At 35.5% G+C, this 23,050-nt stretch carries 13 protein-coding genes; 8 read left to right on the forward strand and 5 right to left on the reverse strand.

Annotated features, from left to right (window positions below):
• The first annotated feature begins 21 nt into the window (after positions 1-21).
• The 7 genes from QMG60_RS17910 to QMG60_RS17940 all read left to right on the forward strand — a co-directional run bounded on the left by QMG60_RS17910 (position 22) and on the right by QMG60_RS17940 (position 15,597).
• On the forward strand, positions 22-4,110 hold the full coding sequence (locus tag QMG60_RS17910; RefSeq protein WP_281865890.1) for a two-component regulator propeller domain-containing protein: 4,089 nt from the start codon (positions 22-24) through the stop codon (positions 4,108-4,110).
• A 415-nt stretch (positions 4,111-4,525) separates the two neighbouring features.
• Positions 4,526-7,528, forward strand: coding sequence for a TonB-dependent receptor (locus tag QMG60_RS17915; RefSeq protein WP_281865891.1), 3,003 nt, complete (start codon positions 4,526-4,528; stop codon positions 7,526-7,528).
• A gap of 12 nt (positions 7,529-7,540) precedes the next feature.
• Entirely contained in the window at positions 7,541-9,061 is a 1,521-nt protein-coding gene (locus QMG60_RS17920; RefSeq protein WP_281865892.1) for a RagB/SusD family nutrient uptake outer membrane protein, read from the forward strand.
• A gap of 226 nt (positions 9,062-9,287) precedes the next feature.
• Positions 9,288-10,481, forward strand: coding sequence for a glycoside hydrolase family 88 protein (locus tag QMG60_RS17925; RefSeq protein ID WP_281865893.1), 1,194 nt, complete (start codon positions 9,288-9,290; stop codon positions 10,479-10,481).
• A 72-nt stretch (positions 10,482-10,553) separates the two neighbouring features.
• Positions 10,554-12,962, forward strand: a complete 2,409-nt coding sequence (locus QMG60_RS17930; RefSeq protein WP_281865894.1) for a glycoside hydrolase family 2 TIM barrel-domain containing protein — start codon at positions 10,554-10,556, stop codon at positions 12,960-12,962.
• A 141-nt stretch (positions 12,963-13,103) separates the two neighbouring features.
• Positions 13,104-14,900, forward strand: coding sequence for a glycoside hydrolase family 2 TIM barrel-domain containing protein (locus QMG60_RS17935; RefSeq protein WP_281865895.1), 1,797 nt, complete (start codon positions 13,104-13,106; stop codon positions 14,898-14,900).
• 133 nt (positions 14,901-15,033) lie between these two features.
• Positions 15,034-15,597, forward strand: a complete 564-nt coding sequence (locus QMG60_RS17940; protein ID WP_281865896.1) for a DUF2911 domain-containing protein — start codon at positions 15,034-15,036, stop codon at positions 15,595-15,597.
• A 314-nt stretch (positions 15,598-15,911) separates the two neighbouring features.
• Here QMG60_RS17940 and QMG60_RS17945 read toward each other — a convergent pair whose 3' ends face one another.
• From QMG60_RS17945 to QMG60_RS17955, 3 genes are read right to left on the reverse strand one after another with little or no spacing between them, the layout of a single operon-like run.
• Positions 15,912-18,116, reverse strand: coding sequence for a xanthine dehydrogenase family protein molybdopterin-binding subunit (locus tag QMG60_RS17945; RefSeq protein WP_281865897.1), 2,205 nt, complete (start codon positions 18,114-18,116; stop codon positions 15,912-15,914).
• Positions 18,117-18,123: 7 nt separating this feature from the next.
• Positions 18,124-19,104: a xanthine dehydrogenase family protein subunit M gene (locus QMG60_RS17950; RefSeq protein WP_281865898.1), complete on the reverse strand. Its 981-nt coding sequence runs from the start codon at positions 19,102-19,104 to the stop codon at positions 18,124-18,126.
• A complete protein-coding gene (locus tag QMG60_RS17955) occupies positions 19,101-19,739 on the reverse strand; it encodes a 2Fe-2S iron-sulfur cluster-binding protein (protein ID WP_057116158.1) in 639 nt (212 codons plus the stop codon). Before QMG60_RS17955 ends, QMG60_RS17950 begins: the two co-directional genes overlap by 4 nt.
• Positions 19,740-20,090: 351 nt before the next feature.
• On the opposite strand from QMG60_RS17955, the gene QMG60_RS17960 reads away from it, so the two are divergent.
• Positions 20,091-21,233 (forward strand): cysteine desulfurase family protein, encoded by a 1,143-nt coding sequence (locus QMG60_RS17960; protein ID WP_281865899.1) that lies wholly within the window; start codon positions 20,091-20,093, stop codon positions 21,231-21,233.
• Between the two features lie 99 nt (positions 21,234-21,332).
• Here the strand turns inward: QMG60_RS17960 and QMG60_RS17965 are convergent, their stop codons facing one another.
• Both QMG60_RS17965 and QMG60_RS17970 read right to left on the reverse strand, forming a co-directional pair.
• Complete coding sequence (locus QMG60_RS17965; RefSeq protein WP_281865900.1) at positions 21,333-21,950, reverse strand: nucleotidyltransferase family protein; 618 nt, start codon at positions 21,948-21,950, stop codon at positions 21,333-21,335.
• Positions 21,925-23,049 carry an XdhC/CoxI family protein gene (locus tag QMG60_RS17970; protein ID WP_281865901.1) on the reverse strand — a complete coding sequence of 375 codons (1,125 nt, stop codon included), beginning with the start codon at positions 23,047-23,049 and terminating at the stop codon, positions 21,925-21,927. Before QMG60_RS17970 ends, QMG60_RS17965 begins: the two co-directional genes overlap by 26 nt.
• Between the last annotated feature and the right edge of the window lies 1 nt (position 23,050).

Genomic DNA, 23,050 nt, shown 5'->3' on the forward strand with positions numbered 1-23,050 from the left:
CACAATATAAAACTACGCGCTATGAAATTCAAAATAGCTCTTTTGTTTATCGTATTTATCAGCGGAAATTTGTTTTCCCAAAATAAATACCGCCTTAAAAACATCTCTACGACCGACGGCCTTTCGCAGAGTTCTGTCATTGCCATTCATCAGGATAAATTTGGGCAGATGTGGTTTGGTACGCGTGACGGACTGAATAAATACGATGGCAGCCGATTTACTATTTTTAGAAATGATGCCCAGGATAAATCTTCCATAAGTAACAATGATATCTTGGCAATTGAAGAAGATAACTCTGGTAAAATTTGGGTGGGAACTTACAATGGCTTGAACTGTTATAATCCTGTTTTGAATAAATTTACAAGATATCTGCATACCAAAGCCAATCACACGATAAGTAATAACGCCGTTTGGAGCATTAAGGAAATTGGCGACGAAATGTGGTTTGGAACTTCAAAAGGATTAACGATTTACAATAAAAAATCTGGATTGTTTACTTCGGTTTTCCATTCAGACGATGATGTTTCTACCCTTCCGAGCAATAATATTTTAAGCATTCTAAAAACCAAAAAAGGCGAAATTTGGATTGGAACCACAAAAGGTTTATGCCAATTAGTAAATCGAATAAATGGTAAATTTCAATTTAAAAATTATCCGCTGAATAATTTTGATTTATTGAATGTGCAGTCGGTTATAGAAGATAAAAATGGTAATTTATGGGTTGGAACAAAAAATAAAGGTCTTTTAAAATTCGATCAAAAACAGAAATCTTATGTTTCTTTTTTGGACAATGAAAAGTTCAGAGAAATTAATACAGACATTCGATCTTTAGTAATTGACAATCAAGGTTCTTTATGGATTGGAGCTTATGACGGAATCTATATTTTAGGTTTGGATAAAAGTCTGCAGAAAATAAACAACAGCAATAACAGTAACGGAATCGACAAAGTAAAGTCACTTTTTAAAGACAAAAAAGGTTCTATTTGGATTGGCTGTTATTATAAAGGCGTGAATCTATGGGACGTTTCCAATGTCAATTTCTCTAACTACAATCAGAATTCGAAAAAGATCCCGATGAGTTTTGATGTTGTGAGTTCGATTATTGCAGATAAAAACCAGAACATTTATTTTGGAACAGAAGGCGGCGGCATTACGATTTATAATAAAAGTACAGAAACCACAAGTTACATCAACAGTAAAACTGGTCAAAGCAATAAAAATGACATTAAATCGATGTGTCTTTCTGACGATCGTATTTTATGGATTGGTACTTTTTCTAAAGGATTATCTCCCTACAATACGATTACGAAAAGAATTGAAGACAATCGAATTGCTTCTGATTTAACGGATTTACTGAAAGAAACCGGCGTATATTCTCTTAAAACAGAAGGCAGTATTTTATGGATTGGAACTTTTGGAAAGGGATTAATTCGCTATAATACAACAGATAAAACTTTCCAGCTAATTGGAAACGACAATACAAAATCTGTTTTTCTGACCAATAATATTATCCGAACTATTTTAGTCGACAAACATAATTTTCTTTGGGTTGGAACTCAAAACGGACTGAACCGCATCCCGTTACGAAATTTTAATCCGAAGCAATATGCAATTCAGCATTTCTTTTACGATCATTCCTCTTTATCAGGCGATGATATTTTGACTTTGTTTCAGGATTCTCAAAACAAAATCTGGGTTGGAACAAAAGCAAAAGGACTTCACTATTTTGATGGAAAAAAATTCAACCAAATCAATCTCAGAATTGGAAATACTATAATAACTTCTATACATTCTATTTTAGAAGATGATGATAAAAACCTATGGATCAGCACCAATCAGGGAATTATCAAATACAATACAAATCAAAAAAACATTGTCATTTACGATCAAAAAGATGGATTAGCAAGTAATGAATTCAATGACAATTCGGCTTTAAAATTAAGTTCAAATCAATTTTATTTCGGAAGTCCGTCTGGCGCGACTTATTTTGATGCATCCAAAATTTCCTTAAATCAATATGCACCTCAGGTTTTAATTACTGATTTGAAAATTAAAAATAAAACTATAAATCCAGGCGATTCAGCTGAAATTTTAGAGAAAAGCATTGGTTTTACGAAGACTATTACATTAGATTATGACAAAGCCAATTTCTCTATAAACTTTGCAATTCCAAATTACATTCGATCCAAAAACAATCAATACAGCTACCGCTTAACGGGTTTGGAAAACAACTGGACCACTACAAAAAATTCAGAAGCCAATTTTGCTATTCAGAATCCAGGAACTTACACTTTTGAAGTCCGTGGTGCCAATAACGACGGCATTTGGAACAAAACTCCAACGACACTTACCGTAATTGTAAATCCGGCTCCTTGGCGCAGTATTTGGGCATTTTTGTTGTACGGAATCATAATTGGGTTAGGATTATACGGTTTGATCTGGATTATGAAATCGAAAGCCAGATTGAAACAAAAACTCGAATTGGAATATTTGGAAAGCAAACGTGTGGAAGAAAACAACCGTGCAAAACTGGATTTCTTTACCAATATCTCGCATGAATTCAGAACACCTTTAACATTGATTTTAGGTCCGTTACAGCAAATTCTGGCTGACTATAACGGAACGAACGAAATGTATAAAAAGCTTTTAGTAATTGAAGGAAGCGCCAATCATTTGCTGAGTTTAATTAACCGACTAATGGATTTTAGAAAACTCGAAAACGATCAAGCAACGCTGGAATCTGCAAACGGGAACATTGTAAAATTCACCAAAGAAATCTTTTTATCGTTTATAGAATATGCCAAAGACGGCGGTTATGAGTATACTTTTGAAACTGATGATGAAGAAATTCTGGTTTATTTTGACCGATACAAACTCGAACGTGTTTTTTATAATTTGATTTCGAATGCGTTTCGATACACACCAAAAGGCGGTTCAATCAACATTAAAATAAATCACGACCAAGAAAATCTTTTTATTGCTGTTGAAGATTCTGGAGTTGGTATTTCGGAAGAACACATCGATAAAATTTTTGATTTGTTTTTTGAAATTCCGATGCACAATCAAGTTCAAAAAAACTACAATAAAGGAACTGGAATTGGACTTTCGATTGTAAAAAACATTGTAAAACTGCACAAAGGAAATATTGATGTAAAGAACAAACCAACTGGCGGTGTGATTTTTAAGGTTACACTTCCGCTTGGGCGAAACCACCTTTTAGACAACGAAATTATTCCCGATTTTAAAATCAGTGATGATATTGCACAATATACAGCACAATTAGAACCATCGGAAGTAATTGAAAACGAAGACATCGAAGATTTAATTGTAAACGACGAAAAACAAACGATTTTAATTGTTGAAGATCACAAGGTTTTGAGAAAGTTCATGAAAAACCTGCTCAAAAAAGATTATAATATAATTGAGGCTGAAAACGGAAAAATTGCTTTTGAAAAAGCACTAAAATTTGTTCCAAATTTGATTATCAGTGATGTTATTATGCCAGAAATGGTTGGAACAGAACTTTGTTCGAAAATAAAAGAAAACCTTAAAACCAGTCATATTCCTGTTATTTTATTGACTTCGAGATCTTCATTGGTTTATAAATTTGAAGGATTGGAAAGCGGTGCAGATGATTATATCAGTAAACCATTCAATTTAATGGAATTCAGACTTCGCGTTAAAAACATTCTGAACACGACTGAACGTTTAAAAATCAAATTTTCAAGCGAAGACAGTTTTATTCCATCAGAAATCACAGTTTCTTCTTTGGATGAAGAATTATTGAAAAAAGCATTCAAGATTGTAGAAGAAAACATTTCAAACGAACAATTTGATATTCCCTTCTTCTGTTCAGAATTGGGTGTCAGCCGTACCATGTTATTTCTAAAAATCAAAGCTTGGACCAATTGCACACCAAACGAATTTATTCACGAAATCAGATTAAAACGCGCCGCTCAATTATTAGAACAAAACAAACTAAATGTTTCAGAAGTGAGCTATAAAGTCGGTTTTAACAATCCGAAATACTTCAGCAAATGCTTTCAAAAAAAATACGGAGAAACGCCGTCGCAATACGCAGACAAATTTTATAAAAAGTGTGAGATGTAAAGTGTGAAATGTTAGATGTGAAATGTGTGAATGTGAAAATTTGAATTGCTAGATGTGAACATCTTTTACTTTTTACTTTTTACTTTCCACTTTTTACATCTAACATCTCACGTCTAACATCTCACATTTCACTTTTCACTTTTCACATCTCACATCTCACATCTCACATCTCACATCTCACATTTGACATTTTACGTAAACAATCCGCATTTTTAAAGGCTTAAAAAAGGGTATCTGTATTTTTAGATACCCTTTTTTGTATTTCTATTTCTTTTTTGGCTTCTACATTTGCCATATGAAAATCAAGAAAACAAACTTTTTATTACTGCAAATTCTTTTTGTCATTGTGATAATCGGAATGAGTTTATTGCTTTTCTACTTTATCTAACTTATTAACCTTAAAACCAAAAAATGAATGTTTACAAACCAAAAAAACAAACCGTTTAAATGGTGTTTACTGGTATCTTTTTTACTGGTAAATTTCATGATGAATGCGCAGGAAAGAAAAGTAACTGGAAAAGTTACTTCGAGCGAAGATTTACTCGGACTTCCTGGGGCGAATGTCTATATTAAAAATTCATCTGTAGGCGCATCTGCAGATATGGACGGAAATTATACTGTTATCGTTTCAGAAAAAAATGCTGTTTTAGTTTTCAATTTTGTCGGATTTCAAACTGTAGAAATTCCAGTTGGAAACAAAACCGTAATCAACGTAAGTTTAAAACCAGATACAAAAGCCCTTGACGAAGTAATTGTAGTAGGTTATGGAACGCGTAAAAAGAGCGACATTACTGGTTCTGTATCTTCTGTAACAGCAAAAGAATTAACCGCGTTTCCACTTTTAAATGCAGAACAAGCTTTGCAAGGTCGTGCTGCAGGTGTTTCTGTAATGACTAATAATGGTGGTGAACCTGGTGCTCCCGTAAAAATCAGGGTGCGTGGCGGAACTTCGATTAATGCCAGCGGTGATGCCCTTATTGTAGTTGATGGTTTTGCAGGAGTTTCGATGCCGGCACCTCAGGATATTGCTTCTATTGAGGTTTTAAAAGATGCTTCGGCTACTGCAATTTACGGATCTCGAGGTTCAAACGGGGTTATCATGGTAACGACTAAAAAAGGAAAACCAGGAAAACCTGTTATTGAATTTAGTAATTCTACTTCGATACAATCAGTAAATAACAAATTACATTTATTAAATGCTGATCAGTTTGCAGCATACAGACAAAGTTTTACAACGCACACACAAGGTCCTGCGAATACAGACTGGCAGGATGTTATTTACCGAGATGGAATGATTTCGAATACACAATTGTCATTTTCTGGCGGATCTGACAATGTGAGATATTATGTGTCTGGAACGTATTTCAACCAAGATGGAGTTGTAATTAATTCAGGAATTGATAAATACACCATAGTAGGAAATCTTGAAGCTGATTTGTCTCCAAAATTCAAAGTCGGTTTAAATACTTTTACAAGCAAACAAAACAAAGAAGGAATTATCAGCCAGACAGGAGCTGGAGGAACTGGTGCTGCGGGTGTAATCGCAGCTGCGTACAGATTTATGCCCGACAAAGGAATTTACAATGCTGACGGAACTTACACCACAACAGCTCCAATTGGGGATGATATTGACAATCCGTACGCTACGGCAATGGAAAATATTCTGGAAACAGTTTCTATTGTAAACAGAAGCAATTTCTTTGCCCAGTATCAGATTACAAAAGATCTTGATTTTAAAACCACTTTAGGTTTAACCGATAATAATTCGCAGACGGGAAGATTTATTCCTTCTACTTTAATTGCTGGAAAAAACATCAAAGGAGAAGCTTCTGTAAACAACACCAGATTTTCTTCTTTCCTAACAGAAAACTATCTGACTTTCAAACGTGAAATTATTGAAAAAGGAATTTTGACGGTTCTTGGCGGGTATTCCTATCAAAAAAATAAAAATGAAAGTTCATATGCTGCTTCAAGAGGATTTTTAACCAATACCAATTCGTATCGAAATTTAGGCGCTGGAACTGTATTTTTAAAACCAGATTCTAATTTATCTGAAACGGAATTGATTTCTGCTTTCGGAAGGTTGAATTTTGATTATGACGATAAGTATTTACTAACTTTTACAGCCAGACGAGACGGTTCTTCAAGCTTTAGTAAAAACTACAAATACGGAACTTTTCCTTCTGGTGCAATTGGATGGAACATAGGAAAAGAGAATTTCCTAAAAGATAGCAAAACGGTCTCAAATCTAAAATTAAGAGCGAGTTATGGAGCAACTGGAAACCCTTCAATTGGCGCCTACTCTACTTTATCGCGATTCTCTGAAATTTATGACGTGAGCGGTGACGTAATCGTAAATGCGGTGCAATTAACTTCTTTGGATAATCCAAATTTGAAATGGGAAACTTCTTATCAGCAGGATTACGGAATTGATTTAGGTTTGTTTGATAACCGAATCAGTATTACGGCAGATTATTATAAAACAATTACTAAAGATCTATTGTTTAACAGACCTTTACCTGGCATTTCAGGAATTGCTTCACAGCTGCAAAACGTTGGGGAGTTAGAAAATAAAGGATGGGAATTAGGAATTAATACCAAAAACTTCATTGGTGCCGATTTTACTTGGTCAACGAATTTTAATATTTCATCCAACAAAAATAAAGTACTAAAACTAGCTGATAATAAAGATCTTTTAATCAACTCTGCTCCAGGCCACTTCTTGGCAACTGAATCTCAGATTTTGAGAGTAGGTCAGCCAGTTGGTTCTTTCTTCGGATTTATTTATGACGGCGTAATTCAGCAAGGTGAAGCGGTGTTGCCAGGAAATTTTGAAACAGCTGCAGGAGGAGAAAAATTCAGAGATTACAATGGCGACGGAAAATTAGATTCTCAGGACAAAACAATCATCGGAAATCCAAACCCAGATTTCATCTTCGGATTCAACAATGATTTCACTTATAAAAATCTGGATTTGAATATCTTTTTCCAAGGTTCACAAGGCAATCAAATCTTAAACTATACTTTGATGGAATTAGCCTCGGGAAATAACAATGCTACAACTGAGGTTTTAGATGCTTGGACACCAACAAATACAGATACAAATGTTCCTGCAAATGCTGCCAGAACCAAAAGAATCACTTCTAGATTTGTGTATGATGGAAGTTACATTCGTTTGAAAAACATCTCTTTAGGATATAGTTTAGATGAAAAAATTGTTTCGAAAATGGGATTAAGTAAAGTTCGTTTTTACATCAGTGCACAAAACCTTTGGACAAGTACAGATTATCCTGGTTCAGATCCTGAAACAAATTACTTAAACGACACCAATTCAAGAAGTAATACCAATTTAGGATTGGATTATGGAGGATATCCGAACGTGAGAACATTTACAGCAGGATTTAATGTGAAATTTTAATCTAAAACCACTATGAAAAAATATATAGCTCTTCTTTGCTTAGGAACAATGACTTTCTTCAGTTGTTCTGATCTGGAAGAAAAACCAGTAGGAATTATTCGTCCAGATAATTTTTTTAACAATACAGATGATTTACAAGCCGCTGTAAACGGAGCCTTTGCCAATATTGCCCACAATAATTATTGGGGAAGAGAATTTACAATTGCCTTAATGCTTCGCGATGATATGGCAGATATTGGCGACAGAACTACTCAGGCCGCGCGTATCGATGTAAATGATATGAGTATGAATGATACTAATGCGCTTGTTGCAAACTTTTGGCCGCAGTCGTACGTAATAATTACCGCAGCCAATCAAGCTATTGAAGGCGCTAAGAAAACACCTGGCGATCCTGCAAAAGTAAATGCAATTGTGGCTCAGGCTTATTTTGCAAGAGCTTTTACGTACTATCATTTGGTTCGCCTTTTTGGAGATATTCCATATGTTGATTTTGTTGTAAATGATGTGGCGCAGGTAAACTCTTTAAGTAAAACCAAAGAAGCAGATGTTTACCCAAAAATAATTGCCGATTTAGAATTTGCAAAACAATGGCTGGATGATAAACCAAAAGTAAAAGCAGTGCCAGGAAAAGGTACAGCAGCCGGTTATTTAGCATCTGTTTATCTGACTTTAGGCAATTACCAAAAAGCCTATGATGAAGCCAAATATGTAATTACAAACGAAGCCAAATTTGGTTTAGGTTTAGATGCTGATTTTCAAGATTTGTTTAATGCCACAAAAACAGCTTCACTTAAAGAACCTTTATTTACAGTTGATTTTAACAACTTAACTTCTGGAAATTACGGTCAGGATTATACAGCATTTTTTACAGGATCTTTAAAAGATGACAGTTACAGCTACGGACAAGGGTTTTCTGTTGCCGTTCCATCTTTAAAAGTATTTCAAACTTGGGATCAAAGAGATTATAGAAGAGCCGTAAGTTTTGATACGATTATCAGAAAGAAAACTGGTCCAGGCGGTTCACTGCAAATTTATCCTTCAAGCGATAATGAGAAAGCGCCTCGTCCGCATATTGCAAAATATTTCCGTTTCCCAGGAAAAGCTGGTGCAAACGGAAGAACTTCGCAGCACAATTACATTACAATGCGTTTTGCAGAAGTTCTACTAACGGCTGCTGAAGCTTTAAACGAAATCAATCCCGGAACAACAGAAGCTGACGGCTATGTAAACCGTGTTCGTGCAAGAGCGAGAAACAAAGCTGGAAAACTGGTTTCTTTTCCTGCAAACGTAACTCCGGGGCTTTCTCAGACAGATTTTAGAAAAATGGTTATTGACGAAAGAAGATTAGAATTAGCATTCGAATACATCAGATGGTATGACATCAAAAGACTAAAAAATGGTCCTGAAGTATTTGGTCCGAATGGTCTTGAACCTCATCCAAATTTTGATCCAAACAGAGATTATTTATGGCCATTGCCTGGAACTGAATTGGCAATCAATCCGAATCTAAAACCAAATAATCCTGGGTATTAATTAAACGCAGATGAAACGGATTTGCTATCTCAAAAACGCTGATCAAACGGTTTTTTTTTATTACGTCACGCGTAATTGGTTTCCCGCAGATCTTGCAGACTTAGCAGATAAAGTAAAAAAAAATCTGCCAAATCTGCGAGAGAATAAAATCCGTATAAATCCGCGTTTTCGCGATAGCGAATCTGTCAAATCCGCGTCTAAAAATTACGATTACAAAATATTTAATATGAAGAATGTCAGTTTCATTTCTTTAATTCTTGGGTTTGCATCGCTGGTAACAGCGTGCAAGCCCGGAATTAATCCTCAAGCAAAAACAACCTCAGCAAGTACACAAAAATTGGAAACGCGTTACAAAATGTTACTCGATTATCCAGTCGATTCGATGTCTATGCCTAGAAGTATGAATATAAAAACTCTTGAGATTCGCAAAGTGCCATCGAAAGATTGGACCAGCGGTTTTTTTGCTGGAAATCTTTGGCAATTGTACCGACTTACAGGCGATTCAAAATATAAAGAACAAGCTCAAAAATGGACTCCTTTCAGCAAAAAGGAAAGTGTCAACAGTAATTCGCATGACGTAGGTTTTAAAGTGTTTTGCAGTTTTGGAGAAGCTCTAAAAGTGGAAAACAAGAAAGAGTACGAAGCGGTAATTATTAAAGGCGCTGAAACTTTGTGTACAAGGTTCAATCCAAAAGTGGGTTCGATTCGTTCTTGGGATTTCAACAAGGAAATTTGGGATTATCCAGTTATTATCGACAATATGATGAATCTAGAATTGCTTTTTGAAGCTTCAAAGTTATCTGGAAACAATAAATACCGTGATGTAGCGATTCAGCATGCTAATACAACTTTAAAAAACCAGTTTAGAGCAGATAACTCTTGTTATCACGTTATCGATTATAATCCAACAACTGGCGAAGTCAGAAAGAAAACTACGCTTCAAGGTTACAATGACGATTCGGTTTGGGCGCGCGGTCAAGGTTGGGCCGTTTACGGATTTACGATGTCCTACCGATATACAAAAGATCCTGCCTATTTAAAACAAGCCGAAGCGACAGCAAAGTTTTTTATGACAAATAAAAACCTGCCAGAAGATGGAATTCCGTATTGGGATTTTAAAGATCCGAGTATTCCAAATGCAGCTCGCGATGTTTCTGCAGCAATGGTTATGGCGTCAGCATTATATGAGCTGTACGATTATACTAAAAATGATGCTTATGTGGCTTTCGCCGATAAAATGATGGCTTCGGTACAAACCGATAAATACATTTTAGACACCACAATTAAAGCGCCTTTTCTTTTTGACCATAGTACAGGAAATTGGCCCAAACACGATGAAATTGACGAACCAATAATCTACGCCGATTATTATTTTCTAGAAGCATTAATAAAGGTGCAAAGGCTCAAAGGTTCAAAGTAACAAAGGTTTTGAATCTTTGAATCTTTGAGCCAGAAAACCTTTGAACCTTTGTAACTATGAACCTTTGTAACTATGAATAAACCGAATAAAACTTTTTCAATTTTTGCGCTTTTTGTTTTGTTTCAAATTTGTCTGAGCAGTTTTGCTCAGACAAAAAGAAACATTAATGACAACTGGCTTTATTTAGAAAATCATACTTCAAACCTCAACGAAGCCGAAAAAGCTTCAAACTGGATTTCTCTTAATTTACCACATACTTGGAACGCCGAAGATGCAACCGATTTATATCCGGGTTACAGACGCGATGCCAGCTGGTATCAGAAGAAACTAGACATTCCGCAAATCGATAAAAACCGTGTTTATTCCTTATATTTTGAAGGTTCAAATGTTACCACAAAAGTATATGTAAACGGAAAAGAAGCTGGTTCGCATATTGGCGGATATATTGGCTTTTCAATTGACATTACCAACTTTATTAAAGAAGGAAACAACGATATTTTTGTTCGAGTTGATAATAGTTACGACATCGAAATTATCCCGTCTCAAAAGAGTGATTTCTTTATTTATGGTGGAATCACACGCGATGTGTGGCTAGTTTCGAAATACAAAAATCATATCGAAAATATAAAAATTACAACTCCTGAAGTTTCTGCCAAAAAAGCTTCGGTGCAAATCGTTTCTACTTTTGTTAATTCAGATAATTCAAAAGATTTATCATTAACCATAACACTCAAAAATCCGAAAGGAAAAAAAGTGGCAAGTAAAACAATTCCTGTTACCGATAAAACTTCGACAGTCACTTTCGAAAATATCAAAAATCCAGAACTTTGGGATACCGAAAAACCTAATTTATATAAACTAAGTGCTGTTTTATCAGAAAAAAATCAAATTAAGGACAGTGTTTCTGAAAAAGTAGGTTTTAGATGGTTTGAATTTAAAGATCATGGTCCGTTTTACCTTAACGGAAAACGTTTGCTAATTCGCGGTACACATCGTCATGAAGAGCAAGCCGGAGTTGGCGCTGCTATGAGCAACGAACAGCATTGGGCCGATATGAAATCAATCAAAGAAATGGGTGCTAATTTTGTTCGCTTAGCACATTATCCGCAAGATCCTGAAATATATAAAGCTTGTGATGAACTTGGCCTTTTGGTTTGGGATGAACTGCCTTGGTGCCGTGGCGGAATTGGTAACGATGTCTGGAAAACGACTACCAAAAACATGCTTGAGGAAATCATTACTCAAAACTATAATCATCCCAGCATTATTATCTGGTCTCTTGGAAACGAAATCAATTGGCTTCCAGACTTTCCTGACGGTGATAATGCAGATAAAACCAACGTTTTTTTAAATGAACTAAACGAGATTGCTCATAAACTGGATCCAACTAGAAAAACGGCGATTAGAAAATATTACGAAGGATCGCATATTGTGGATGTTTTTTCACCTTCGATTTGGTCTGGCTGGTATTCTGGAAGTTATAAAAGCTACCAAAAAGCAATTGATGTTTACAAAAAAGAATACAAACATTTCATTCACGCTGAATATGGCGGAGACAGTCATGTTGGACGTCATAGCGAAAATCCAATTACAGGCGAAAATGTAATAAAAGCTGAAGGATGGGAAGAAGCCATTGTACAGACTAAAATCGCTAACATTGCGCAAATTGGCGATTGGAGCGAAAACTATATAGTTGATTTGTTTGACTGGCATTTACATATATCCGAGAATGATCCAACGTTTGTGGGAAATATTCAATGGGCATTTAAGGATTTTGCAACGCCATTACGCCCAGAAGACGATATTCCGTATATGAACCAAAAAGGATTAACAGACCGAAACGGAAACCCGAAAGATGCTTATTATGTTTTTAAAAGTTATTGGGCAAAAGAGCCTTTTACATACATAGAATCGCATACGTGGACAGAAAGACAAGGTCCAGAAAATACTCCGAGAACGATCAGTGTTTTTAGTAACTGCGAGAAAGTGACTTTACTTCATAACGGAAAATCTCTTGGCGAAAAACAAAGAAATCTTGCGCTATATCCTGCAAATGGCTTAACTTGGGATGTCAATTTTAAAAAAGGAGAAAATATCCTAATTGCTATTGGTAAAAATAAAGATGGTAAAACGGTTTCGGATACTATAAAAGTGAATTATCGTTTCAATAAAAATGACACGGCCTCTTCTTTGCAATTATCTTCAGAAAAATTGAAGAATGGGAATTATCTGGTAACAGCAATTGCAATTGACAACAATAATTTACGCTGTCTGGATTATGAAGCGAGTGTTTATTTTCAATGTATGAAAGGCGGTAAAACGTTAAAAAATCAAGGAACGCCAACGGGAAGTGAATCTGTAAGAATGGCAAACGGAAAGGCTTCTATTGAAGTTGTTCCAGACGGTTCAGGCAATCCGATTGAAATGACGGCACTAAATCAGAGTTTTAAAGGGGAATATTTAAAGATTTCTGTTGAGTAAAAAGATTCTGAGATGCTAAGGCACTAAGATTCTAAGTTTTTTTTAGTCTAGTTGTCATCCTGACAAAAAAACTAGTAAAAAAAACTTCGTGCCTTAGCGTCTTCGTGGCAAAAACACAATTACAAAACAAATTATAATACAATGAAAAGACTATTAACCACATTACTCCTTACCTATTCCTTTCTGGGATTTGGACAAAATTTAATCTCAAACGTTCCAAACCGAAATATCACTTCATTAAACGGCGTTTGGAATTACATTATAGATCCTTATCAAACGGGATTTTACAGCTTTCACCTTGACCAATACGACAAACAGGAAAAACCAGCAAAAGGCGCATTTTTCACTAATTACCATGCTCAAAACAAACAGGAGCTGGTAGAATATGATTTTGATAAATCGCCAACTATTACTATTCCTAGCGATTGGAATTCGCAGGTTACGGAACTGAAATATTATGAAGGAAATGTTTGGTTCAAAAAGTCTTTCGATTATAATCTGGCAACTAATAAACGTCTGTTTTTATATTTGGGCGCCATCAACTACAAAGCTGATGTTTATTTAAACGGGAAAAAACTAGGAACTCACATTGGTGGTTTTACGCCTTTTAATTATGAGGTTACTTCAATTGTAAAACCAAAAGACAATTATTTGGTTATAAAAGTGGATAATACGCGCCATAAAGAAGATGTTCCAACTGTAAATACCGATTGGTGGAATTATGGCGGAATTACTCGTGATATAACTTTAATTGAGGAAGAAAATTCATTTGTTGAAGATTATACGATTCAGCTTAAAAAGAATAATGCCAGTATTATTTCTGGATTCATTAAAATCAATAATTTTAACTCGGCACAAAATCAGGTTTCGATTGCTATTCCTGAATTGAAGATTAATTACAAAGGAAAAATTGCTGCCGGCGGTATTTTAAACTTTGAAATTCCTGTGAAAAAAATCTCTTATTGGTCGCCTGAAAATCCGAAATTATACGATGTTACAATTGATTTTAACAGACATACATTAAATGATAAAATTGGTTTTAGAACAATTGAAACACAGGGAGATAAAATTTTATTAAATGGAAAACCAATCTTTTTAAGAGGAATTTCAATTCACGAAGAAAACGCTAAAGGCGGACGCGCTAATTCTGAAGAAGATGCATTGCGTTTATTGAATTGGGCAAAAGAACTAGGCTGCAACTATGTTCGTTTGGCACATTATCCGCATAACGAAAACATGGTTAGAGAGGCGGATAAAATGGGATTAATGGTTTGGGAAGAAATTCCAGTTTACTGGACGGTAGAATTTACTAACAAAGAAACTTATCAAAATGCTGAAGATCAATTAACGGCTTCTATCATCAGAGATAAAAACAGAGCTTCGATTATTATTTGGTCAATGGCGAATGAAACACCAATCTCAGATGCGAGAAATACATTTATCACAAATTTGGCCGCACATACAAGAGTACTAGATAATACGAGATTAATCAGCGCGGCTTTATTAACTAAAAAAGAAACAATTGATGACCCAATTGGAGAAATATTGGATGTTGTAGCTTTTAATCAGTACTTAGGCTGGTACGGCGGTAATCTTGAAGATGCTGAAAAAATAACATGGAAATCGAAATATAATAAGCCTATTATTGTTTCTGAATTTGGAGGAGATGCTAAGCAAGGTTTTCACGGAGAAAAGAACGAACGCTGGACAGAAGAATATCAGGAATATTTATACATTCAGAACTTAAAAATGATCGAAAAAATTCCCCACTTAAGCGGATTAAGTCCATGGATTTTAGTTGATTTTAGATCTCCAAAACGTCTTCTTCCCGGTATTCAGGATGGATACAATCGTAAAGGATTAATTTCAAACGATGGTAATAAAAAGAAAGCTTTTTACATTATGCAGGACTGGTACGCCAAAAAGAAAAACGAATAAGAAAAAAACTATTCATATCATTTCAATCAGAAATAAAAACTGTTATCAATTCATTAACAAAAAACAAACTGTAATTATATGATTTTTCTTCATTATTAACTTACTTTGTAGTTATTCTAAAAATTGTAATCCTATGAAAAAATTAAGTTTACTGGCAGTTACTTTATTTGCTGCCTTCACAGTTCAAGCTCAAGACATAGTAAAGTTTGCTCCACTTGATGCGAGTCCGGTTGACATTTCTTATTTCCCAAACAAAGCAGTAAAATTCAAAAAAACAGATAATCCAAATCCAGTTGTCAAAGTTATTTACGCTAGACCTTCTGTAAAAGGACGTACAATTTTTGGAGATATTGTGAAATTTGGAGAAGTTTGGAGAGTTGGTGCTAATGAAAATACAGAGGTAAAATTCTACAAAGCAGTAACAATTGGCGGTAAAAATATTCCAGCAGGAACTTACAGCTTATTTGCTATTCCTGAAAAAGATAAATGGACTATCATTATCAACAAAGAATTGGATTTATGGGGCGCTTATGCTTATGACCAAAGTAAAGATGTTGTAAGAGTTTCAGTTCCTGTTAAATCCGTAAGCGAAACGATCGAGGCTTTATCTATTGCGTTTACAACTCAGGGTTCTGTTGCTAACTTAGTTATAGGATGGGATAAAACAACTGTTGAATTACCAATTACGATTAAATAAGTTTTACTAATATACCATGAAGACACAAAGTCGCAAGTTTTTTTAAGCTTTGCGACTTTTTTTAATCTCGCTATGTTTGATTTAGATTGTTTTTAATAACGGTTTATGTCGCCCCGCTGGGGCTTTTGGAAATGAGAAACTGATTTGTGATTTCTATAAATATTTCGTCCCGCTGGGACTTTCTTTAGAACATTTAATAGCTCCAGCGGAGCTTAATAGTTATAGAAAATTCTAAGTCATGAAATTCAAGCTCCAGAGAAGCGACATATTTCATATTATTGAAACTAAAAAAAAGAGACAATGTCTCTTTTTTTTTAAACCTTAACGGTTTCTATAATTTTATCTAATGTAATTGGTAAATCTCTTACTCGCTTTCCAGTGGCGTTAAAAACAGCATTTGCAATTGCAGGCGCCATTCCTACCAAAGCGGTTTCTCCAAGACCTTTTGTTCCCATTGGGTTACTGATTGGATCTTTTTTATTCACGAAGAAAACTTCCTGTTTTTCAATATCAGCATTTACTGGAACGTGATAATCGGCGAAATTATTATTGATTGGTCTTCCAAAACGATGATCGATTTCGAGAGCTTCCATCAATCCCATTCCGATTCCTCCTACCGCACCGCCGTACATTTGCCCAGCCGATGTTTTTTGGTTGATAACCGTTCCGATATCGGCACAGGAAACCACATGCGCTAATCGTATTTTACCCAAATTCGGATTCACTAATACTTTTACAAAATGCACTGAAAATGAATAAATAGAATATTTCTTAGCTTCCTCTGTACCTTTCGATTGGTTTTCAACTTCTATTCCTTCTAATTTATTTGCAGTAAGCAAGGAAGTTAAACCAACCTTTTTGGAAGTATCTTTTTTAGATGAAATCACACCATTTGAAAAAGTTAAATCTGTAATCGGAATTCCTTTTAGAGATGGATTTTCACTTGCCAGCCCAAGCACTTTGCTTATTAATAAATTACAGGAATCATGAACTGCAGAACCTACAGATGAAGTTGTGGCAGAACCTCCCTGCGTTGGACCTTTTGGTAGTCCGCTTTTTCCCATTTCAATAATTACATTTTCTGGCGGTACTCCAGTAATTTCAGCGCCAATTGCAGTCATCATCGTTGCCGTTCCCGGTCCCATATCATTTACGCTGCATTGAAGTACCAAATTTCCATCTGCTAAAAATTTAGCTTTTACAGCTGTTGGATTTCTGTAACTTCCAAAAGTTCCCGTTCCCATTCCGTAGCCTACCAGCCAGTCGCCTTCTTTCACTGAACCAGGTTTGTTTTTGCGGTTTTTCCAGCCAATAAGTTCCATACCGCCTTCGTAACATTCTAAAAGATATTTACTGCTCCACGGTTTATTTTGTTCCAGATCTTTTTCCGCATAATTTAGTTTTCGAAATTCAATTGGATCCAGATTTAATTTATGCGCCATTTCATCCATTGCAGATTCTAGTGCAAAAGAACCCGTTGCCTCGCCTGGGCCTCGCATCCAAATTGGGGTACAAGTATCCAAAGGTACAATTCGATAACGCGTAGAAACATTCGCACAATCATAAATAAATCGCGACATGTTTACGGTTCCTTCCATAAAATCCTCATAGCTGGAAGTCATCGCAACGGCTTCGTGTGTCAAGCCAGTCAGTTTTCCTTCTTTGGTTGCGCCTAAGCCCATTTTCTGGATGGTATAAGGCCTGAATCCAACATTGGTAAACATTTGCTCGCGATGCAGAACTAATTTTACTGGACGATTTAGTTTTTTTGCTCCAATTAAAGCTGCGATTTCATAAGGCCAAGTATGTAATCCCATTCCAAATGCACCTCCAAGATATTCAGAATGCACCTCAACATCTTCAACAGGTACACCAAAAACTCCGGCAACACTTTTACGAGTTCCTTCGACACCTTGACTTTTGGTATACAAAATCGGTTTATTTCCATCCCATTTTGCGATAATATTGGCAAGTTCCATCGGGTTATGAACTTCGGTTGGAATGGTATATTCTGCTTCTAAAACAACCTCTCCATTTTTATATCCGTCATGCTCACCGCGATGGTAGTCATTTCCTTTATCGGTTTCAACTTTTTTCTCTTTATCTGCTGCTTTTTTAAGTTCGGTCGAATGTTCTTCTTTTAGATAATCGGCTTTAATTAAACTTGCTGCATACTGCATACGCTCGAAAGTATCGGCAATAACCAATGCAATCGGCTGATCGTAGTACAAAACCGAATCATCTTTAAAAATCTGAAGCGGCTGACCGAAATTATGTTTGTCTTTCGCCTTTTGATAGCCAACAGGTTTATCCACATTTAAATGTGTGATAACTGCCAAAACTCCAGGCGCCCACTCTGCTTTTTTAGTATCAATGGTTTTGATTCTTCCTTTTGCGATCGTACTTCCAACCAAACACGCATATACAACACCAGGCGTTTTATATTCGGCAGAATATGTTGCAGAACCTGTTACTTTAGCAAATCCGTCAACTCTATTAATATTACTTGTCTTGCTCATAATCTAATTATTTTGATGCTGCTATTGTAAGTGCTTCTGTTATGGCATTGGCTCCTAGTGTTAATTTAAAATCATTATCACCGTAACCTCTGGCGCCTCTCATTGCTAAATCTGCTGCCTGTTTAAAAATCCCTTCTGAAATTGTTTTCCCTTTCAGAAATTCTTCTGCCTCAGTTAATCGCCACGGTTTATGTGCCACACCGCCCATAGCAAGTCTGACATCATTAATTTTATCATTTTTAAGATCTAAAGCCACAGCAACAGAAACCAATGCAAAGGCATAACTGCTTCGGTCACGTACTTTTAGATAATGTACATTTTTAGTGAAATTATTATCCGGAATTTCGATTGAAGTAATCAATTCTTTATCTTCCAAAGTATTGTCTTTTTCTGGCGTATTTCCCGGCAGACGATGAAAATCTGTGAATTTAATTTGTCTTTTCCCTTTTGGACCTTCTACCAAAACATTAGCGTCTAATGCAGCCATCGCCACGCACATATCGCTTGGATGAACGGCAATGCAGCTTTCTGAAGCTCCAAAAATTGCGTGCATTCTATTTACACCGCCAATAGCGCCGCAGCCGCTTTTAGGAACACGTTTGTTACAAGGCATATCCGTATTGTAAAAATACGAACAGCGAGTACGCTGTAATATATTTCCGCCAACCGTTGCCATATGTCTTATTTGTTGTGAAGCTCCTGCTGCCAAAGCCTGAGCGAGCAAAGGATGTTTTTCTTTAATGGATGCATCTTCGGCAACTTGACTGTTTTTGGCTAGGGCGCCTATAGAAACTTTTCCTTTTAAAAATTCAATCTGTTTTAAATCTAAAGCTGTAATATCTACCAGTTTATCTGGAGCCACTACATTCTTTTTCATTAAATCAACCAAGTTTGTACCGCCGGCAATAAACATCGCCTCTTTTTCTTTCTTGATATTTGAAACAGCAGATGCTGCTGACAATGCTCTTATGATCTGAAAATTTTTCATATCTCCTTTCCTCCTTCCTTCACTTCAGTTATAGCATCAACAATATTGTGGTAAGCACCGCATCTGCAGATATTACCGCTCATATATTCTCTGATTTCCTCCCTGCTGTTAGCATGGCCTTCTTTGATACAGGCAATTCCAGACATAATTTGTCCTGGCGTGCAGTAACCGCATTGAAAACCATCATTTTTGATGAAAGCTTCCTGCATCGGATGTAGTTTTTTTCCGTTCGAAAGACCTTCGATTGTGGTAACCTGTGCGTTTTGCTGCATAGAAGCCAAAGATAAACACGACAAAATTCGGGTTCCGTTTACGTGAACCGTACACGCACCGCATTGTCCGTGATCGCATCCTTTTTTAGTTCCGGTAAGCTGCAATTGTTCTCTTAACAAATCTAGCAAAGTGGTTCTTGGTTCGATATTAAGATTGTGTTTTTTGCCATTTACTTCGATAGAAAGCGGTACTGTCTCCAAATATTCCGCTATTTTTTCGTCCCATTTATTCTCGGATGCCATTACCAATGAAGGCGGTGTCAAGGCGAGAGCGGTAAAAAGTCCTGATTTTTTTATAAAGTCTCGGCGGGAATTGGAGTCTTCCACACTTACTTTATTCGGATTTGTTTTTTTTGAAGCCATTCAGTCTATCTTTAAATTAGCAAAATCACTTTAGGTATTCTAACAAATTTAACAATCTTAATTCACAAAAAGTTATAAAATTCAAACATTACGCTTATTTAGAATAATTACAGTTTCTCATAAATTTAACCGCAAAGAACACTAAGTTTTTTTGATATAGATTATTTTAAAAAAAAAGCTAAGTCCTCAAAGCTTCATCAATCCCAGCTTTGTGAACTTTGTATTTTTATAAATCTCTCTACTTATTAAACCTTTGCGGACTCTGCGTTAAAAAACAGACACATAGATTTATACATTTTTTTAATTTTAGGAATTTTCAAAATTGTATTTTTACGACACTAAGTCAAAATTATGTTTCAAAACCAAAATATTTATCTGGATAATAATGCTACAACTCGAGTTGATGAACGAGTTCTAAAAGCTATGCTTCCTTATTTTACAGATTTTTATGCCAACTCGACTAGTCAGCATATTACGGGATTAACCGTTAAAGAAGCCGTTGAAAATGCTGCATGGCAGACAGCAGATATAATTAATGCTGATGCAGAAGAAATCATTTTTACTTCTGGAGCAACAGAAGCAATTAATTTATCGATAAAAGGTCTAGCCGATCAGGATCGAAAACACATTGTTACAATTGCTACTGAACACAAAGCTGTACTTGAAACTTGTGCCTTTATGGAAAATATAGGTTTTACCGTAACGTATTTACCAACTTGTTCTGATGGCATTTTAGATATTAAACTTTTAGAAGAAATACTAAATGATAAAACACTGGTTTTCATTGGAATGTTTTCTAATAATGAAACAGGTGTTATTCAAAACATTGCGGAAATTTCTAAGATTCTGAAAGCTAAAAATGTGTTATTTTTTTGTGATGCTACTCAGGCCATCGGGAAAATTCAGATTGATGTTAAATCTTTGGGAATTGATCTTTTAGCACTATCGGCGCATAAGTTTTATGGTCCAAAAGGAGTTGGTGCGTTGTATATTTCGGCGAAAGCCAAACTAAAATTAACTTCACAGATACTTGGCGGCGGCCAGCAGCGTAAATTACGAAGTGGGACGCTAAATGTCCCTGGAATTATTGGTTTAGGTAAAGCGTGTGAAATAGCTGTAAATGAATTAGAAGAAGATCAATATATAATTGAATTATTACGTAATAAATTAGAATCAGGATTACTTCAATTTGAAGGTTCTTTTGTAAATGGAAATACTCAGAATCGTATTTGTAATACTTTAAATATATGTTTTCCAGGTGTTAATTCAGAACAACTGATTATGGCTTTAGGTACTATTTCGGTCTCAAACGGAGCTTCTTGTTCGGCAGTAACTTCTGAACCTTCTCATGTTTTAAAAGCAATGGGATTATCGGATGAAGAAGCTTTGAGTTCGATTCGGTTTAGTTTGGGAAGATTTACTACCAAAGAAGAAATTGATATTGTTATTGATCGTGTGCTTTTTTTGGTTCGTGAACTTTACTCGAAAACATAAGAAAGTATTTTTTTGTCTCGCAGATCTTGCAGATTAAGCAGATTTTAATCTTTATTCAATCTATAAAAAACTTTGCACCTTTGAGCCTCTGCAACTAAATCACCGAATCAACTTATCGTAATCTTCTTCGGTATCAATATCAATATTTCCTTTTTCGAAGATAATTGAAGCCGTATCTTCAGCATACTTTTTAATGAGTTTTTTTGCGCCTTCCTGCCCTTTCAATTCCAATAATTCACGAAAGTATTTTTTATGGAATAAGACTGGCGTTCCTAAAGTTTTGGAATAGGCAGAAGCAACAATTGCTTTTCCTGTTTTATCATGTTCGTTTATAAGGTTTTCAAATATTGAAGTCTTTACAAAAGGCTGATCGCAGACTGCAAAAATACATTGCTCACAATCGGGATTTAAAAGCAGTATTTCGTTTAAACCTTTTACAATTGAAGACGACATTCCTGTTTCCCAATCTAGATTGAAGCAAGTAGTTATTTCAGCAGAAATAAGCTCTTTTAAAACACTTTCACTATTTGCGCCTGTTACCACAACCACAAACGAATTTTGAACTTTAGAAGCTTCTAAAATTGTATTATTTAAAAGCGTTGTCTCTTTGTACTGCAATAATTGCTTTGGCCGTCCTAATCTGGAAGAACTTCCTGCAGCCAAAATTACAATGCCTATTTTATTTTGGAATTTATTTTCCATAATGAATTTCATCATGAATTTTACCTGACTTATATTTTAAAGAAGCTCCTTGTCTTTCGGTAGAAAACGCTTTAATTTCAGAGACGATAGAAAGTGCAATTTCTTCTGCTGTTTCAGAACCAATATCTAGTCCGATTGGACTGTAAATTCTATTGAGCTGTTCTTCATTTAGAAAAACACCTTCTTTTTCGAGATCATCCAGCATTCGGTTCAACTTTGATTTTGGACCTAAAATACCAATGTACTGGCAGTTTGTTTCTAGTAATAATTTTAGAATTCCCAGATCATATTTGTAATTGTGCGTCATTAAAACGAAATACGTTTGATCGTCAATACTAATATGCTCTAAAAATTGTTCGGGCTTTGTAACAAAAACTTGATCTGCTTTTGGAAAACGTTTTTGTACGGCATGAGTGGCACGACCTTCCGCAACGGTAATTTTCCATCCTAGAATCGAAACCATTTCTACTAACGGCTTTACATCATTTCCTGCACCTGCAATAACTAGAGAAATTGGAGGTTTTATATATTCAATTAAAGCTTCATCATCATTTTTTCCCTGAAGTTTTTTAACTACAGAGGTTTTGGTTTTAATAACTTCTTTTACATCCGAAATTAAACTCAAAACTTCATCATTATGATTTAAAATAGGACTGTCTTTTCTGAAAAATAATGTGGTTCCAATCTGAGAAGCATTTCTTTTCAAAGAAAAAACAGTAACAATAACAGCTTCTTTCCTTTCTAATTCTAATTGCTGTAAAAGCTGAATTGAATTATTCTGAACCTCATCGTCAATGTATTCAAAAAGAATATGTACTATTCCGTTACAACCAAGCTGTAGACCAACTTCGGCATCATTTTCATTACTTGTATTATAAGTGACTAGTTTATTTTGTTTTTGATTAATCGAAAGAAGTGCTTTTCGTAAAGCATCTCCTTCCAGGCATCCGCCGCTTATTGCGCCAGTCAGCAAACCATCTTCTGTAACTAACATTCGTGCGCCTGCCTGCCTGTATGAAGATCCTTCGACTTTAACTACAGTAGCCAGGGCTGTTTTTTTTCCTTCGGATTTTGCTCGAGAATATGCTTTTAGTATTTCGCTGATTTCTTTCATA

The organism is Flavobacterium sp. GSB-24 (assembly GCF_027924665.1).
Taxonomy (GTDB): domain Bacteria; phylum Bacteroidota; class Bacteroidia; order Flavobacteriales; family Flavobacteriaceae; genus Flavobacterium.

What these genes read in the sequence shown, in the direction of transcription:
- QMG60_RS17910 (WP_281865890.1), top strand. Translation starts at nt 22, where the DNA reads ATGAAATTCAAAATAGCTCTTTTGTTTATCGTATTTATCAGCGGAAAT.
- QMG60_RS17915 (WP_281865891.1), top strand. Translation starts at nt 4,526, where the DNA reads ATGTTTACAAACCAAAAAAACAAACCGTTTAAATGGTGTTTACTGGTA.
- QMG60_RS17920 (WP_281865892.1), top strand. Translation starts at nt 7,541, where the DNA reads ATGAAAAAATATATAGCTCTTCTTTGCTTAGGAACAATGACTTTCTTC.
- QMG60_RS17925 (WP_281865893.1), top strand. Translation starts at nt 9,288, where the DNA reads ATGAAGAATGTCAGTTTCATTTCTTTAATTCTTGGGTTTGCATCGCTG.
- QMG60_RS17930 (WP_281865894.1), top strand. Translation starts at nt 10,554, where the DNA reads ATGAATAAACCGAATAAAACTTTTTCAATTTTTGCGCTTTTTGTTTTG.
- QMG60_RS17935 (WP_281865895.1), top strand. Translation starts at nt 13,104, where the DNA reads ATGAAAAGACTATTAACCACATTACTCCTTACCTATTCCTTTCTGGGA.
- QMG60_RS17940 (WP_281865896.1), top strand. Translation starts at nt 15,034, where the DNA reads ATGAAAAAATTAAGTTTACTGGCAGTTACTTTATTTGCTGCCTTCACA.
- QMG60_RS17945 (WP_281865897.1), bottom strand. Translation starts at nt 18,116, where the DNA reads ATGAGCAAGACAAGTAATATTAATAGAGTTGACGGATTTGCTAAAGTA.
- QMG60_RS17950 (WP_281865898.1), bottom strand. Translation starts at nt 19,104, where the DNA reads ATGAAAAATTTTCAGATCATAAGAGCATTGTCAGCAGCATCTGCTGTT.
- QMG60_RS17955 (WP_057116158.1), bottom strand. Translation starts at nt 19,739, where the DNA reads ATGGCTTCAAAAAAAACAAATCCGAATAAAGTAAGTGTGGAAGACTCC.
- QMG60_RS17960 (WP_281865899.1), top strand. Translation starts at nt 20,091, where the DNA reads ATGTTTCAAAACCAAAATATTTATCTGGATAATAATGCTACAACTCGA.
- QMG60_RS17965 (WP_281865900.1), bottom strand. Translation starts at nt 21,950, where the DNA reads ATGATGAAATTCATTATGGAAAATAAATTCCAAAATAAAATAGGCATT.
- QMG60_RS17970 (WP_281865901.1), bottom strand. Translation starts at nt 23,049, where the DNA reads ATGAAAGAAATCAGCGAAATACTAAAAGCATATTCTCGAGCAAAATCC.